Consider the following 14,412-nt stretch of genomic DNA (forward strand, 5'->3'; position numbering starts at 1 on the left):
GAGGAAGTGACCCAGGCGGAAGCCTTTGCCGAGGCGGTGAAACCGATGTGGTTCCGGGAGATCGCCCCTGGGGGGGTCGTGACTGAAGAGGCGGAAATAGAGGAGGTGCCGGAGCTCGAGGCTGTGGCCCCTGGCGAGGCGGAAGCCGAGGAAGTAAAGGAGGAAGTAAAGGAAGAAGCAGAGGTCCCGGAGAAGGTAGAAGGGGAACTGGTGGGTCTCGACCAGGTGGAGAAGACGGACGAGGTCGAGGACGAGACATAGCGACTTCGAATTCTTGCTGACGGCTGATAGCAAACTGCTGACTGCAAGCTCCTGATAGCTGACAGCAGACCGCCGACCGCTTTTCCACGAGTGGAAAAGGCAATGACGAAAGAAAAGCTCCTGAGAAAGGCCATAAACAGCGGGTCCGCGATAAAGAACCGTCCCGGTGTTTATGGAGGATAGGGCCTTCCATACCCTGTCCGGGCGCTCTCTCCCCCCTGCGAGATCCTCGAAAATCCCTCTTGTTTGGCGATCAAAAGGTCCGGTCTAACCCCCTAAAGACGTTATGTAATTTATCAGCTGTGCGAAAAATGTCCGCGTCCGGAACGTCTAACCTGCTCATTACGAATCCCACACAAGGCCTAGCAGAATCAGTAATTTCAAAGACTTGGGGTATGCAGGGCGCGGCAAGACCTGCCCTTTCGTGACCCAAAAACGCAACCTATCCACAACCCAAAGACCAAAGCTGATCAGCATTCATTGCCCCGCCATATTTTTTGGTATTTTTTCTTTGACAATATATACGGAAAACCGTATATTATTATTAATTCGTCAAAACGGAGGTTTACTATGAGTCCACTTGGTGATGTGCTGCCCCGACAGGAGATCCATCAGCTCCAACTGACCGCAAAGTTCTTCCGGGGGCTTGGTGACCCTACCCGCCTCAAGATCCTGGACCTGTTGCTGGAGCGGGAGCGGCACGTAACGGAGCTAGTCGATTTCTTGCAGGTTCCCCAGGGACGCGTCTCTAGTCATCTGGCCTGTTTGAGCTGGTGCGGGTACGTGACCACCACGCGGCAGGGTCGCAATCGGTACTACCGCGTGGCGGACAACGCGGAGCATATCTGGGCCTGCACCCGAATCGAAAAAAAACGGTAGCTGTCAGCGGAGATTCAAGGTGCGGCTGCCTAACGGAGTGAAGACCGTTGCGGACCGACTAAGCGCTGCTCGTCTCAGTGCTCAGGAGGACCAAGTGCGGCGCCATGTCCTACGGGGTTTTGCTTCGGGAACAACCCCAGCGACCGTGACCCTTGCGAAGCAATGTGGACTTTCTTCTGTCCAAGTTCGGGAGATCCTTTTGCGGCTGATGGCCATGGACCTGCTCTCCCTCGATTCCACAGGAGAAACAGTTTTGGTTGCGTACCCCTTCTCTTCTGTTCCCACTCCGCACCGGGTCCGCCTCACGAGTCGGGAGGTTTTTGCCTTGTGTGCTGTGGACGCCCTTGGGATACCGGCCATGCTGGCAGAGACAGCGGGAATCTCGTCTCGCTGTGCCCTCTGCGAGTCTAAGGTGGAGGTTCAGGCGCATCCCGATAACTTGAGTCAATATCACCCTTCCGAAATCGTTGTGTGGTTTCCTGAATCCGAAGATGACTGTTGTCCCGTGGCCCAATCTCGTTGTCCGAACATCAGTTTCTTCTGCATCCATGAGCACCTCCAAGCCTGGCGGCAGGCCAACGGCCACCCCCATGGTGTCGTACTTTCTTTGGTCGAGGCGTTTGAAGTTGGCCAGGAAATTTTTGGCTCGCTCCTCTCCGAGCCAGCATCACCGACGGGATGAAGCTCGCCATGGCAAAGGGGAGGAGCTTGCCAATGTGCTGTCATCATACAAGGGGAATGACATGGCGAAAGAGGTAATCGTCTATACCCAGCCCGGCTGAGGTGCCTGCGACCAAGAGAAAGAGTTTCTTTCTCACAAGGGTGTGCAATTCGTCGAGAAGAATATCCGGGAAGATCAGCAGGCGCTGGAGGAACTGCTGAAGTTAGGGTTCCGGGCAACCCCAGTCACCGTTGTTGACGGTGAGGTTGTCGTCGGCTTTGATCGAGGGAGGATCGAGCGCCTGCTCGGGATCAGCTAATACCGAGGGAGAGGAGCGATGCGGACAGCATTCTGTACGGGGTGAGGGCAGGACATCGTGATTCCGGACGGGATCCGGAGCGGAGAGATCCTCGACTGCCCCAACTGAGCTGGCCTTTCGCTCCGGGTGAGCGAAACGGACGGCGTCTGGTCGGTGACCGAGGCGAAGAAGGCAAGCTGCGCCGTCGGCGAGGAGATGGTGATATTGCCCGATGACGTGAAGCCGGGCGACATCATCGAGTGCCACGGCCTCAAACAGCGCGTGACCCTCGAATTCGGCGCTTACGCACTTGAAAAAGTGGAATGACCCTTGGAGGCAACATTGGCATCAGCCGGGAGCTTCACCAAGAGATGAAAACACTTATTTGCCCGACATGTGGCTGCTCCCTTGTCAGGTTGGGTATCAGCAAGGAGGAGGCTGTCGCTTACTCTTATAAGGGGGAAGAGTACCTATTCTGTTGCGAGGGGTGCGTCGAAAAATTCACTACTAATCCCCAGGAATACCTCCAGAAAATAGATGATTTGGTTGTATGCCCGGTTTGCTTGGCTGAAAAACCGCTGGAGCGGGTTGTCACGTTGAAGATTGCCGGGCAGGAAGTTCACTTTTGCGGTTGTCCGCGTTGTGTGGAGAAGTTCACTAAAGAGCCTGAGTATCACATAAAACGTTTAGCAGGCATGGTAGAGTAAAAAAGGGAATTGATGAAATTTTCTGACCTCAAATCTGGACTGGTCGGCTTTGGTGGTGCCTTCCTTTCCTCCCTCTGTTGCCTCTTGCCGCTTACGGTGATCCTGCTAGGTCTCGGGAGCGGGGCGTTCATGGTGACGACCATGCAATTCCGATCGGTTCTCGTCCCCATCGGACTTCTCGGTGTTGGCGTGGGCTACTTCCTCTATTTCCGCGAGAAGCGCCGGTGCGAGGCTCTGGGCTGCCATATGGTTGGCTCCAAATTCAATCTCGTGTTGCTAATCGTAGCATCGCTAATGCTGGCGATCGAAGTGGTGTTTGTTGTGTTTCCCGAGGCGCTCTGGTCTCTGATGGCGGAGGGATAAATGGATCGCCGCACAGCCCTCGCAGCCATGATCGCTTTCCCTTTCCTGCTCGTACTGGCGGCGGGATGCGAAGGCGTGGGAAGTGGTGCGTCAGAGCCAGCTCAGGCCTTACCTGGGCAAAAGCAGAGCAGATCAGTGCAGGAGGTCATCCTCCGCATCGATGGAATGACGTGATTCGCCTGACCGTTTTTGGTCAAACGGGCCCTGGAAGGGCTCGACGGTGTCGAGAAGGCCGAGGTAAGCTTTGGCCGGGCAGAAGCCCGTGTGGAGTACGATCCACAAAAAGTTTCGGTAGAGGACATGATACGGAAGGTAAGAGATTCAGGCTTTGAGGCATCCATCCGCGCAGGAGCAGAATAGGATCGTAGGAGACATGGAAAAGGACCGCTGGCTTAAAGCTGGGCTCTGGGGGACGGTAGTCACGGCAATCTGTTGTTTCACCCCGATCCTTGTCTGGACTTTAGGCATCCTGGGATTGGCGACTCTCACCGGTTATTTGGATTATGTCCTCTTCCCCCTCCTAGGAATTGTCATCGTCATCACAATCTATGCCGCTGTCACAAGGCGACGGACCGAATCTCCCCGCCGCCAAAAAAGCTCTTGATCCTTCCCCTAACTGGAAGGTTTAGCCTAGCCACGCCACTAGTGGCTGCGAGCGACTCAGATTGTTCAGTCGCAATGGGGCGTAGGACCAAGGGGAAACCCATGAACCAACGAAGAGGGAGTCGAGCGCGTTGGCCGGCTGCTTTGCTGGTCCTGGGGCTAGCGTTTCTGCCGGCGCACGTCCTGGCGGCGCCCATCTTTGGCGCGAGTCCGCGCACCCAGTTCTTCCTGGGGACGGCCCTACGGTCCTTCGGCCAGTTCCAGAAGTCCTCAGGCGGAGGAAACGAACTCAAGGTCTGGACCGCCCCCGCCATCTTCTCCTACGCCCTGGTGACTGACGCCACGCTCAACCTCGTCGTTCCCTATCAACGGCGTCATCTAGAAACCCCGGCGGGCGACTTCGATGCGGATGGGATCGGGGACATCACCCTCTTCGGGAAATATCGCTTTTACCGCCGTGATATCCCCTTCGGCCGCGACCAGATCAGTTTCATCGGGGGCCTGGAACTCCCCTCGGGCTCTACCAGTAAGGGACGCGGACTCAAGGACGACCCCGCGCTCCAGCTCGGCTCGGGCGGCGTCGACGGCATCGTGGGGATTGCCGCCGGCACCACCCGAAGGTCGTACAGCATCGAGGGAGCCGTCCGGGGAAAGATCAACTCCGAGGCGAAAGATTTCAAGTTCGGCAACGTCTTGCTGTACGACCTCTACCTGGCCTATCAGACCTACCCGGAATGGCCGACGCCACCGGCGCAACTTAACTTCAGCATCGAGTTCAACGGCCGGACGTTCGCCGACAACGAGGTGGAAGGAAATACGGTCGATACCGGCGGAACTGTGCTTTTTATTTCTCCGGGAATCCAGTACATCGTCACCGGGAACTTGCTCTTTGAGACAGGGGTCCAGGTCCCGATCGTCAAGGACTTCCCGAGTGGACAGCTGGAGCCCGACTTCACCGTGCTGTTTGGATTCCGATTCATCTTTTAGGAGAAACCTCGTCACCGAGCCAATAGAAAGGAGGACCCATGCGAAAGCTAACTAGCCTTCTCGGTTTGGTCGTTGGGATGAGCCTCATCGCCACGCTGGCCGATCCCCCGCCGGCTCAGGCGCAGATCACTTCGGTCCGGATGGGCGTCGACGGCATGATATGACCCATCTGAGCGTACGGGGCCCAAAAGGCCCTATCCCGCCTGGATGGCGTGGAAAGAGTAAGGGTGAGTCTAGAGGAAGCGGCAGCGGACATCCAGCTTAAGGAGGGACAGCCTTTGGATGTTAAGAAGCTCCGCAAGGCCGTCGTCGATGCCGGGTTCACCCCGAGCTGGATCCGTTTCGAGGCAGTGGGACAGCTGACCACAAAAAACGGGAGTCCGGCCTTCGAGGTGAGGGGAACGGATCAGGTCATCCCCGTTGTCAGCGACGAGAAGCTGAAGGAACTGAAGAAGGCCGCCGGACAGGACGGCAAATTAATTTCCATCGTGGGGCTGATCCCCAAGGGAAAGGAGGCAGCCCACATCGAGCGGTTTCAGGTTCGTTAAGGATGAAAGAGTGAATCAATGACCCACTTCCTGGAGCAAGCGTGGTTTTTCTCGGTCCAGTTATTCAAGTTCATGACCCTCTTCTATACGGTGTGGGTTCCCGGGTTTTTCGTGGCCGCTCTCTTGACCCTACGGTACCGACGTTCCACCTGGGAGGTACTTCTGGAGAGTCCTACAAGTACGAAGCGAGGGATTTGGCGGGCGATTCAGGCAGGCGTCCTGGGGAGCGTCGATCGCGAGACCAGCCGGTGTGCCGCGTGGGAACTCCTCAAACAAGGCCACTCCCCGGCTAAGGCTTTTGCCTATCTAATTTCCAGCCGAAACATGACAATCCATTTCTGGGCCATCCTTGCGCTATCGTTAGGAGCAGAATTTGCCACAGGGCAGGTCCTCGGCGCCCTTGTAATGATCGGCATTGTAGCCCTAGGTCTCAACTGGCTTCGACCGAAGGTCCTCACCGCTCCGCTTATGGGAGAGGCGGATGCCACTGCACCCATCCTTCATCTAACCACCTTCCCCTCTTGGCGTGCCCTTCTGTTTTCCTTTAAGGGATGGTGGGCCATGCTGAGGTTTATCGGACAAGAAGTTCGGCGATTCGCACCGACGCTTGCCGCAGGAATCGTGCTAGGAGGAATCATCTTCGCCGCAGGCTTAGAGCACTGGTGGTTCCCTTTCGCGGACATCATGGGTCCTAGAACCCTCGCTTCAGACCTAATCAACGCCCTGGTGAGCCCAGCTGTTTCTGCAGCGATGCTCCTATCGCCCGTAGGGAACCTTCCGGTGGTCCATGCCTTCTTCAAGGCCGATGGGTTATCCTATGCGGGAATCATCACCTTCTGCCTGGCTAGTGCTATCCACCCGCGGGACGTCAGAGTTTACTTCAAGACGTTTGGTCAAAAGCAAAGCCTGATCCTGGTTAGCCTCTTATACGGTGCCGCAGTCCTAGGAGGGCTGGGCTCTACCTGGATCTATGCCATGTTCGGTTTTCGCCCCGACCTACCCCCGGTCAAACTTATAAGCAAGCTGTTTTCCGCACTCGGTTTCTGATCGTGGGGGGAGAGAATCGGGAAGAAGGGAAGAGGGCGTTACGGTGGTGTAAAAGGAGAGAATCCATGATCAGAGATGTGAAGGGTCTTCTCTCAGGTATCGGGTCCGTCGTTCTCGCTTTTTTGCCCAATGCTTGATGAGTGTTGGCGTTGGTCTTCGCTGGCGCTGGAGTGTTTAGCGGAGGCCTGGCCGCCAGTCTGGCGGCGTACCGAATTTACTTCTTTCCCCTGTCCCTCTTTTTCCTGGGGTTGGGGTTCTACTTCCACTACGTCAAGAGACGGGGACCCCGATGGCATTGGTGGCTCTTGTGGGGATCAGTCTTATTGGTGTTCCTCTTCTGGCTCGCTCCCCTGCTCCGCCTCTGGTAACTTCTAGGCTCTCCGACCTTGCTAATTGCTAATCAGATACACCTGACCAGCATGAATCACACGGACCGACGCAGCAGGACGCAACAATCCGCAACCGACATTACAAACAGAGTCCTGGAGGAGTTCACAACCTTTTGATTCCCTTGGAGCCGGCGGCGAGGGTTGAACTCCTGACCTGCTGATTACGAATCCTACGCAAGGTCGAGTAGAATCAATAACTTCAAGCACTTGGGTGTGCAGGACGCGGCAAAACGTGCCCTTTCGTGACCCAAAAACGCAACCTATCCGCAACCGGGTTGTGAACGTGAAGGCAGGTATGGAAGCGCTGCCTCCCTCAGGATCGCGGTAAAGGTATTCGTCAGAGGGTGGGATCTGTGCATCGGAATAATCGATCAGGCTTGGCGACCTGGGCTCACTAACCTGTGGAGGCAAGGGGGTAGGGAACAAGACTTGTGCCCAGTCCCTGTTAGATAGAGGAAAAACGGCATGGTGGAGGATCTATTCAGTCAGGGGCAGCCTGGGACGGTCCCCGGCATTGGTGACGTAGAGCTGTTGCGTGGGATAGGCAAATTCAATCTTGTTTCGCCTGAACTCCTCCATGATCCGCAGATTGAAGTACTGCTGCACATCCATGTACAGATTATAGTCCGGGCTCAACACATAGTAGACGACTACAAATACTAGCGAGAAATCTCCAAAACATTGGAAATGGGCCCGGTCAAAACGCGCCATCTTGTGCTCCTTGATAATCTGCTCGACTATTTGCGGGATCGCCATCGCTTGTTCGGCGGTCGTCTGATAGACGACGCCAAACTTGAACTCCAAGCGTCGTTCCCGCATGCGCTTGTAGTTCTTAATGCGGCTGTTCGTGAGGTCGCTGTTGGAGAAGACCAGTTGCTCGCCAAAGAGGCTGCGGAGGCGGGTCGTTTTGAAGCCGACATGCTCAACCGTGCCCAGGAGGTCGCCAACAATAATGAAATCACCCACCGCAAAGGGCCGATCCGTAAAGATGGCAAATGAACTGAACAGGTCACCTAGCACCGCTTGTGCTGCCAGGGCGACGGCGACCCCGGTGATACCAAGACCCGCCACAAACGCCGTGATATTGACGCCGAGGTTGTCTAAGATAAAGAGCACGACCGCGACCCAGAGTCCCAGGCGGACGATCAACGTCGCGTTCTTGATCATCGCAGCGCTGGTCGGGTCCTCCTTCTCTGTTCGCTCTGTCCATTTTTTCAGGCCATACATCGCGATCCCTTGGAGGATTAGGGCGGCTTTATACACCACGATGATGACAAAGAGCGCGCGGAAGATTCGCTCTAGGTTTCCTGGAAGCTCGATCGACAACGTGCCGAGATAGAGTGCGGTGAAAAAGTACACGTCGCCTCTCAGCACCGTATTGAGTAGCCCCACGAGGAGATCGTCAAAATCGCTGGCTGTTCTCTTCGCCAGGGCCTGGAGCTGCTTGACCACGATGGACTTGAGAATCGGCAGTCCTACAATGACGATAAAGAAGACCCCACAGGCCACCGCGTAGTTCTGAAGCGGGTTCCCAAACAATTCCTTCGCAAGCAGTTCTTGCACGATCGGCCAGTTCATCGTTCCCTCACAACAGCGTTATTCCCATTGTATGGTTGACGGCGGTTTGGAGGAGATATCGTACACGATACGGTTGATTCCCTTCGCCTCATTGATAGTCCAGTTGAGGATCCGCTCAAGGACGTCGGCCTGAAGCCACGCCCGATTTGATAGAGACTATGATGGATTTCAGTTGATAGCCCCCTTGATAAGGGTTAAGGGATTCACAGAGCAAAAGGCAGCAACAAAAAACCTATAAAGGAGGCTATCATGAAGAGATACTACGTAAAGGAAAGGACCTTGGCAAGAGGAAGAGGGGTCTCTATGGGGATCGACGTCCATAAGGAGAGCTGGCAGCCCGGGCGCCTTCCTTCTCCGGATCGACAGAATTTTCCAACACCTTTTGCCCAGGGCTGCAATTTCGGAAGTTGGGTGCCATGGCTCTGAGATAAGAACTCCCTTTTGGGTGAGAGCACTCTAAGGAGACAGGCGCTTTGTGTCAAGGGAAAAGAGACCACGAGATACGGGGGTTAGGGGAAATGGACCCCAAGATATGGAGGGTGGGGAGGCGGCGGGCGTTCGGAGGGTGATAGGAGCCGTGAGTGGAGACGGGCTGAGGGGTGTGGCAGCGGACGAGCTTGTGTCGGTAGCCCCAAATCTGGGTAGACGAGGGCCCTCACGCCGCCCCGCGGTTTAAAATCAGGATACGCACACATCCAGAGAGTATTCAGGGTCGCGGTAAAGGTATTCGGCAGCGGGCGGGATCTGTGCATCGGAATAATCGATCTGAAATTCTCGGGGGTCGCATTGGCCCTTGGCTCGGGTTTTCGTGTGACCAGCCAGAGTCCCAGATGTTTCAATATCGTTTTGATGACCTCCTGGTCCTCAATAAAGCTGATAATCCGCATTTGCCCCTGGCATTTTGAGCAGGTAAGGGGGTCCACGTCGTAGATCTCCTGAATCAGCTTGGCCCGGTTCTTCCGGCATGACCTTGAATGTTCATCTGATTCAAGAATACACGGTATCAACCCATCCTGGGTTGCCTTTTGACGTCTTCCGCGGCAGACGTTGCTATAACAGCCGTGGTATCTGACCATCTGCTCACCTTTACCTGGGATGGCACTTAGAGATGACCGAGGAGGTGCATTTAGGTACACTACCGGTGCTTACCAGCCCCATTGCCCAAGCTACCGACCTCTAGCCGACGCTCCATGAGCCTTTTCCTAGCAGACCTTTGGTGCCACGTGGGCGAAGAAGGGTTCTTGAGAGTGGCCATAAACAACCGGTGTGTTCTTCACGGGAGAAGGCGGTTTCGAGGCCCTGTCAAAGCATCCCCTCCCCCCTTCAGGCTTTTAGGGGAAAGCAACCCCTAGCACCTCCTTACGCCGGAATTTGGAGGGGATTTCTATGGGGTGGGGGTCAGGTCTTGATTTTACACATTCGCCGATTATTCGGGAGCCATAGCCCTCCACTGCCTATGCCCGGCACCACCCATCTTGGAACACCGTGGCACGCCTCGCGTCCGAAGCGCATCAGGCGCTAGAGCTAGCACTAGACCAACCTACAGTGAAAAGCGAAGATGTGAATTCAACTGGGGCAGACCCGATTGAATTAAACAATGTTTTGAGGGTCTCGGAGACTCTCTGGAGGACGGAACTGGGGGAGTTTCTGGAGCCGGCGAGAGGGGTCGAACCTCCGACCTGCTGATTACGAATCCTGATCAGGGTCGAGCAAAATCAATAACTTCGAGCACTTGGGTGTGCAGGACGCGGCAAAACGTGCCCTTTCGTGACCTAAAAACGCAACCAATCCGCAACCTCTCAACCCCATAGAACGTCTCTCATAAGCACGCTTTCCTGCAAGAAAACCTTGTGTCTTGACACTCCTTGCACCGTAAGGGATACTCAGCCCCTCTGTGGGGAGGTTCAGGGATGAAACCGGGGTGAGGATAGCACATCGCCCACCTTCGGCACAATCGACGGCACACCAAACACTCAGACGCCTCCTCGGGCGGAGCACGGCTCGGGAGGCGTATTGATTTTCGAGGATTGCACGCTTGAGGTTTGCGTGGAACTCCGAGGCGTAGGGAGAATCCCAGAAGGAAAGGGGTCAAGTCTTTTGTTGATAAATTCTCCTTCTACGGCCCGCGTTTGCCTGTGAACCGCTTGCTGGTTGGACCGTCCACGACCGGGATGGGGCTCTTGCACCGGAAAGGCAAGTCAGATGGCACAAAACAAATTTGATCACAATGGATTGACCCGTCGCGAATTGCTTCGCTGGATGGGCATATCAGCAGGAATGGTCTTTGTTGGGCCACTATCCGGCTGCGGCGAGTTGTGGGAGCGACAGCCAGTCATTCCCGTGGAGGCGTGGCATAAAGGAGTCTGCCGATTCTGCGGAACCGGGTGCGGCATCCAGATCGGCGTGCGTGACCGCAAAGTGGTGAATGTCAAGGGCGACGAGTATGCACACAATAAGGGTCGCCTCTGCATCAAAGGTATCCTCAACCGCGATATTCTTTACGTACGGGATCGAGCGCTACACCCGATGATTCGCAGGAACGGTGAACTCAAGCAGGCGACTTGGGATGAAGCGATGACGCTCGTGGCGCAGAGATTCCGTGAAGACATTGACCAGTTCGGCCCCGACAGTGTTGCATTTTATGGTAGTGGTCAACTCTACACACAGGAAAGTTATATCGCCAATAAATTCTTCAAAGCGGGTATTGGTACCAACAATGTAGACGGTAATCCGCGCCTCTGTATGGCTTCCGCAGCCGCTGGATATATCTCGGTCTTCGGCATGGACGAGCCGATGGGCTGTTACGAAGACATCGATGCGGCCGACTGTTTCTTCATCACCGGTTCCAATATGGCAGAGTGCCATCCGGTTCTCTGGGAACGCGTCTTGGACCGGAAGCGCAGCAAGCCTGGGACTTTCATTATCGTGGTGGACCCGCGTCGGACGATCACCGCCAGACACGCCGACTTGCACCTGCCAATCCTGCCAGGGATGGACGTGGCTCTCTGCAACGCCATGATTCATGAATTCATTCGCAATGGTTTCATAGACGAAGAGATGGTGGAAAACTACCTATCCTTCAAAAAGGGAAAGTCGGTGCGCACCTCCGATGACCTCAAGAGACATGTAAAGCAGTATACGCCCGACCGAGTCGGGAGCATGTGCGGCGTCGCCGCTAAGGATATCAGTGAAGCAGCCTTCCGGTTCGCTTCGTCAAAGGCCACCATGTCCCTGTGGACCATGGGCCTGAACCAGCAGTCTCAAGGGACTGCCGCCAATCGGCTCGTCATGGCGATGCACCTTTTAACCGGGCATATCGGTCGACCCGGAGCCACACCGTTTTCTCTGACCGGCCAGCCGAATGCGGGTGGCGGTGTGCGAGACACAGGTGCACTGGCCCACGCGCTACCGAACGGGCGGGTTGTGACCAACGCCGACCATCGGCACGAAATGGAGAAGCTTTGGGGTGTCCCAAGAGGGCGCATCAGTTCGAAGCCGGGCTATCACGCCGTGGCCCTCTTTGAGGCGATGGGACGTGGCGATGTAAAATGCTGTCTGGTGATGTCTACGAATCCAGCACAGTCGCTGCCCAACGCGACGCGCTATCGCAGGGCCATGCAAAAGGCATTTTTGGTGGTTGCCGATGCCTTTCATCGAACGGAGACCACGCAATTTGCCGATGTCCTCCTGCCTGCGGCACTATGGGCCGAAAAGGAGGGTGTCTTTAGCCAGTCAGAGCGCCGCTATCATCTTGTTCCGAAGGTGGTGGATCCGCCCGGTGAGGCCCGTAGCGATCTGGACATCCTAGTTGATCTGGCGAAACGGTTGGGCTATGCCGATCTAACCTCGGCGCGCACCCCGAGGGACGTCTGGGAGGAGTGGCGAAAGATCTCCGCTCACTCAAAGTACAATTTCTTCGGAATCACTTACGAACGCCTAGAAAAAGAGCGGGGTATCCGCTGGCCGTGTCCGACCGAAGATCATCCAGGCACATGCCGCCGATACGTGCCTGGTGAAGACCCCCTGGCTCATGGCAGCGGCCGCCTCGATTTCTACGGACAACCTGACGGACGAGCCGTCATTTGGATACATCACCAGGAAAAACCGAAGGAACCGCGCACTGGCGAATTCCCCCTGACCCTTACTACGGGACGTATTCTGGAGCACTGGCATACGATGACCATCACCGGCAAACTCGATGCGCTGAAGGAGATCCATCCTGATTTTCTGCAAATTCATCCGCAAGATGCTCGTCGCCTCGGCATCGTGGATGGTACCGAAGTCACCGTGCGGAGCCGACGAGGACAGGCCGACTTCATCGCCCAACTGACCGATGCTATTCGACTAGGTGTCGTCTTTGCAACGTTCCATTCAGCCCGACACCTGATCAATCGCGCGACGAACGATGTTTTTGACCCGTTTTCCAAGCAGCCTGAATACAAATTGTGCGCTGTTTCCGTTCAATCGAAAACGGCGAAGTAAGATAAATGATGCAAGAACGTAAGGGCAATACAGTAAACTGCTGGGTGTTGAGTGGCTTCATGCCGCTGTTGATGCTGTGGTCCAGTCCTGTATGGGCACAGAGTGCAGAGCGAGGGCTGTCGGCAGGGGAGTTGATGCGCGGTATTGGGCTCGCCACGACGGTGATTGCCATCGTCAGTCTTATCCTTATCGAGTTCATCTACCGTAAAAGGTTACAGCGAGGCACGTATCATTTGTTGCTGTTGATTGGTCTTTTTATCCTTCCGATGATCGTGATCATGAGCACTACGGCAACAGTCTTAGAGGAGACCAAGACAATTAGCTCTTGTGCCTCATGCCACGTCATGGAGCCGTTCATCAATGACATGACGAACGCTAATAGTGCCACCTTAGCCGCCCGGCACTACAAAAACAAGTGGATCGCTGACCACCAGTGCTACTCGTGTCACACAACCTATGGGGTACATGGCACGCTTGCAGCCAAGCGCGACGGCTTCCGGCACTGGTTGCTCTATGTGACGGGCACGTGGGAGGACCCCATCCAGTACAGTGGCAGTTATCCCAATTCCAATTGCCTTGCCTGCCATGCCGGTACGCAGAAGTTTGAGCGGGTAAAGAGCCATAATGCGCTAGCCCCAGATCTGGCAACTAATCGAGTCGGCTGCTTTACCTGTCATGGGCCACCGCATCCCGTGCCCAGTGAACGCGTCTCCATTGGGAGGACCCGGTGAATAACTCAAAGGAATCTGTTGGCGTCAACATTCTGGTGCGCATAGCGGTGGTATCTGCGCTGATTGGTCTATTCTGTGTCTTGTTGTTTCTGTGGAGCGGTTTTGCCGCATGGAGTGTGGGTTTGGGCGTCTTTCTCGGCGCACCCCTATTAGTTGTAGCAGTGGCGCTTTACATCATCGCCGTTATGCGTGATCTTCGGCAGCGCGGCGTCTTATGATTATTCGCTCCGGGAGACAACCGAAAGGGCGTGGAAGGGCTCGATAGCATGCAATCAGACGCAACGTACACGCAACGGGGAACTGGTGTTGAGCTTGGGGGTGGGCTAACATAATTGATTTGGTGGTGCGTCCAAGAGGATTCGAACCTCTGACCTGCTAATTGCTAATCAGATTCCTCTTACCAGGCTAATCAGGCACTTTCGAGACGCTTGACCTACGGATTCGTAGTTCTTCCGAGGCCCCACCTGAGCACACCCCAGAGGACCTATCCGCACAAGAAACGGACAATTTGGAGTGAGCGATGGTGCTCCTGGTACGGGGTGTTCTGGTAGCAGCGTGGTAGCAAGCGCTGACGTCACCTGAAGTGTCTCCTAGCGCGGCCACAACATTCCAGCTGCGTTGAGAGACTTAAGGGAGCAAGGGGCGGTACCTTTCCCGAGCGAGTGAGTGCAGATTACTGGTTGTAATCCACACCGCAGTCGATAGAGGGTGGTGAAAGGACACGCTTAGCCGTATTGAAAATCAAAACGCCCTCCGGGCCGTGCTCCGCTCGAGAAGGCGTCTGCATTCTCTGATACACCAACGATTTTGCCGGAGGTGGGCTAGGGACTATCCCTACCCCGGTTCCATCCCTGCCTCCCCTAAAAGGGGCTTAAGTA

18 protein-coding genes, 1 tRNA gene and 1 pseudogene are annotated in these 14,412 nt (G+C 55.5%); 17 read left to right on the plus strand and 3 right to left on the minus strand.

Features of this window, described 5'->3' with window-relative positions; translation table 11 throughout:
- From O6929_04625 to O6929_04690, 14 genes are all read left to right on the plus strand, one after another.
- On the plus strand, window positions 1-261 hold a 261-nt coding region (locus O6929_04625), incomplete at its 5' end, for a prolipoprotein diacylglyceryl transferase (protein ID MCZ6479683.1).
- Window positions 262-831: 570 nt separating this feature from the next.
- Window positions 832-1,140 (plus strand): metalloregulator ArsR/SmtB family transcription factor, encoded by a 309-nt coding sequence (locus O6929_04630; protein MCZ6479684.1) that lies wholly within the window; start codon window positions 832-834, stop codon window positions 1,138-1,140.
- Between the two features lie 94 nt (window positions 1,141-1,234).
- On the plus strand, window positions 1,235-1,822 hold the full coding sequence (locus tag O6929_04635; protein MCZ6479685.1) for an alkylmercury lyase family protein: 588 nt from the start codon (window positions 1,235-1,237) through the stop codon (window positions 1,820-1,822).
- 61 nt (window positions 1,823-1,883) lie between these two features.
- The gene (locus tag O6929_04640) at window positions 1,884-2,120 is read left to right on the plus strand and encodes a glutaredoxin family protein (protein ID MCZ6479686.1); all 237 of its coding nucleotides are present in this window, start codon (window positions 1,884-1,886) and stop codon (window positions 2,118-2,120) included.
- 126 nt (window positions 2,121-2,246) lie between these two features.
- A complete protein-coding gene (locus O6929_04645) occupies window positions 2,247-2,426 on the plus strand; it encodes a hypothetical protein (protein MCZ6479687.1) in 180 nt (59 codons plus the stop codon).
- 44 nt (window positions 2,427-2,470) lie between these two features.
- On the plus strand, window positions 2,471-2,806 hold the full coding sequence (locus O6929_04650) for a YHS domain-containing protein (GenBank protein MCZ6479688.1): 336 nt from the start codon (window positions 2,471-2,473) through the stop codon (window positions 2,804-2,806).
- Window positions 2,807-2,818: 12 nt separating this feature from the next.
- Window positions 2,819-3,169 (plus strand): hypothetical protein, encoded by a 351-nt coding sequence (locus O6929_04655; GenBank protein ID MCZ6479689.1) that lies wholly within the window; start codon window positions 2,819-2,821, stop codon window positions 3,167-3,169.
- Window positions 3,170-3,343, plus strand: coding sequence for a hypothetical protein (locus tag O6929_04660; GenBank protein MCZ6479690.1), 174 nt, complete (start codon window positions 3,170-3,172; stop codon window positions 3,341-3,343).
- Window positions 3,344-3,542: 199 nt separating this feature from the next.
- On the plus strand, window positions 3,543-3,773 hold the full coding sequence (merF, locus tag O6929_04665) for a mercury resistance system transport protein MerF (protein MCZ6479691.1): 231 nt from the start codon (window positions 3,543-3,545) through the stop codon (window positions 3,771-3,773).
- A 101-nt stretch (window positions 3,774-3,874) separates the two neighbouring features.
- A complete protein-coding gene (locus O6929_04670) occupies window positions 3,875-4,759 on the plus strand; it encodes a hypothetical protein (GenBank protein MCZ6479692.1) in 885 nt (294 codons plus the stop codon).
- A 38-nt stretch (window positions 4,760-4,797) separates the two neighbouring features.
- Window positions 4,798-4,923 carry a hypothetical protein gene (locus O6929_04675; protein MCZ6479693.1) on the plus strand — a complete coding sequence of 42 codons (126 nt, stop codon included), beginning with the start codon at window positions 4,798-4,800 and terminating at the stop codon, window positions 4,921-4,923.
- 48 nt (window positions 4,924-4,971) lie between these two features.
- Window positions 4,972-5,307, plus strand: coding sequence for a hypothetical protein (locus tag O6929_04680; GenBank protein MCZ6479694.1), 336 nt, complete (start codon window positions 4,972-4,974; stop codon window positions 5,305-5,307).
- Window positions 5,308-5,325: 18 nt separating this feature from the next.
- Window positions 5,326-6,354 carry a permease gene (locus tag O6929_04685; protein MCZ6479695.1) on the plus strand — a complete coding sequence of 343 codons (1,029 nt, stop codon included), beginning with the start codon at window positions 5,326-5,328 and terminating at the stop codon, window positions 6,352-6,354.
- Between the two features lie 170 nt (window positions 6,355-6,524).
- A complete protein-coding gene (locus O6929_04690; protein ID MCZ6479696.1) occupies window positions 6,525-6,722 on the plus strand; it encodes a hypothetical protein in 198 nt (65 codons plus the stop codon).
- Window positions 6,723-7,220: 498 nt separating this feature from the next.
- On the opposite strand, the gene O6929_04695 is transcribed toward O6929_04690, so the two are convergent.
- Window positions 7,221-8,321 carry a mechanosensitive ion channel family protein gene (locus O6929_04695; protein ID MCZ6479697.1) on the minus strand — a complete coding sequence of 367 codons (1,101 nt, stop codon included), beginning with the start codon at window positions 8,319-8,321 and terminating at the stop codon, window positions 7,221-7,223.
- Window positions 8,322-8,339: 18 nt separating this feature from the next.
- Window positions 8,340-8,471: pseudogene (locus O6929_04700) on the minus strand (hypothetical protein).
- A 2,052-nt stretch (window positions 8,472-10,523) separates the two neighbouring features.
- Between O6929_04700 and O6929_04705 the strand changes: the two are divergent.
- The 3 genes from O6929_04705 (at window position 10,524) to O6929_04715 (ending at window position 13,752) form a co-directional block, all read left to right on the plus strand.
- Entirely contained in the window at window positions 10,524-12,803 is a 2,280-nt protein-coding gene (locus tag O6929_04705) for a nitrate reductase (GenBank protein MCZ6479698.1), read from the plus strand.
- Window positions 12,804-12,937: 134 nt separating this feature from the next.
- Window positions 12,938-13,534: a NapC/NirT family cytochrome c gene (locus O6929_04710; GenBank protein ID MCZ6479699.1), complete on the plus strand. Its 597-nt coding sequence runs from the start codon at window positions 12,938-12,940 to the stop codon at window positions 13,532-13,534.
- Entirely contained in the window at window positions 13,531-13,752 is a 222-nt protein-coding gene (locus O6929_04715) for a hypothetical protein (protein MCZ6479700.1), read from the plus strand. The genes O6929_04710 and O6929_04715 overlap by 4 nt, the downstream gene beginning before the upstream one ends.
- 123 nt (window positions 13,753-13,875) lie before the next feature.
- Here the strand turns inward: O6929_04715 and O6929_04720 are convergent.
- A tRNA-OTHER gene (locus O6929_04720) sits at window positions 13,876-13,962 on the minus strand.
- Window positions 13,963-14,412: the final 450 nt, after the last annotated feature.

The sequence above is a fragment of the Candidatus Methylomirabilota bacterium genome, assembly GCA_027293415.1.
Lineage (GTDB): Bacteria > Methylomirabilota > Methylomirabilia > Methylomirabilales > CSP1-5 > CSP1-5.

Coding starts and splice junctions, on each gene's coding strand:
- O6929_04660 (MCZ6479690.1), top strand. CDS start 3,170: ATGGATCGCCGCACAGCCCTCGCAGCCATGATCGCTTTCCCTTTCCTG.
- O6929_04710 (MCZ6479699.1), top strand. CDS start 12,938: ATGCGCGGTATTGGGCTCGCCACGACGGTGATTGCCATCGTCAGTCTT.
- O6929_04670 (MCZ6479692.1), top strand. CDS start 3,875: ATGAACCAACGAAGAGGGAGTCGAGCGCGTTGGCCGGCTGCTTTGCTG.
- O6929_04705 (MCZ6479698.1), top strand. CDS start 10,524: ATGGCACAAAACAAATTTGATCACAATGGATTGACCCGTCGCGAATTG.
- O6929_04650 (MCZ6479688.1), top strand. CDS start 2,471: ATGAAAACACTTATTTGCCCGACATGTGGCTGCTCCCTTGTCAGGTTG.
- O6929_04685 (MCZ6479695.1), top strand. CDS start 5,326: ATGACCCACTTCCTGGAGCAAGCGTGGTTTTTCTCGGTCCAGTTATTC.
- O6929_04655 (MCZ6479689.1), top strand. CDS start 2,819: ATGAAATTTTCTGACCTCAAATCTGGACTGGTCGGCTTTGGTGGTGCC.
- O6929_04675 (MCZ6479693.1), top strand. CDS start 4,798: ATGCGAAAGCTAACTAGCCTTCTCGGTTTGGTCGTTGGGATGAGCCTC.
- O6929_04630 (MCZ6479684.1), top strand. CDS start 832: ATGAGTCCACTTGGTGATGTGCTGCCCCGACAGGAGATCCATCAGCTC.
- merF (MCZ6479691.1), top strand. CDS start 3,543: ATGGAAAAGGACCGCTGGCTTAAAGCTGGGCTCTGGGGGACGGTAGTC.
- O6929_04695 (MCZ6479697.1), bottom strand. CDS start 8,321: ATGAACTGGCCGATCGTGCAAGAACTGCTTGCGAAGGAATTGTTTGGG.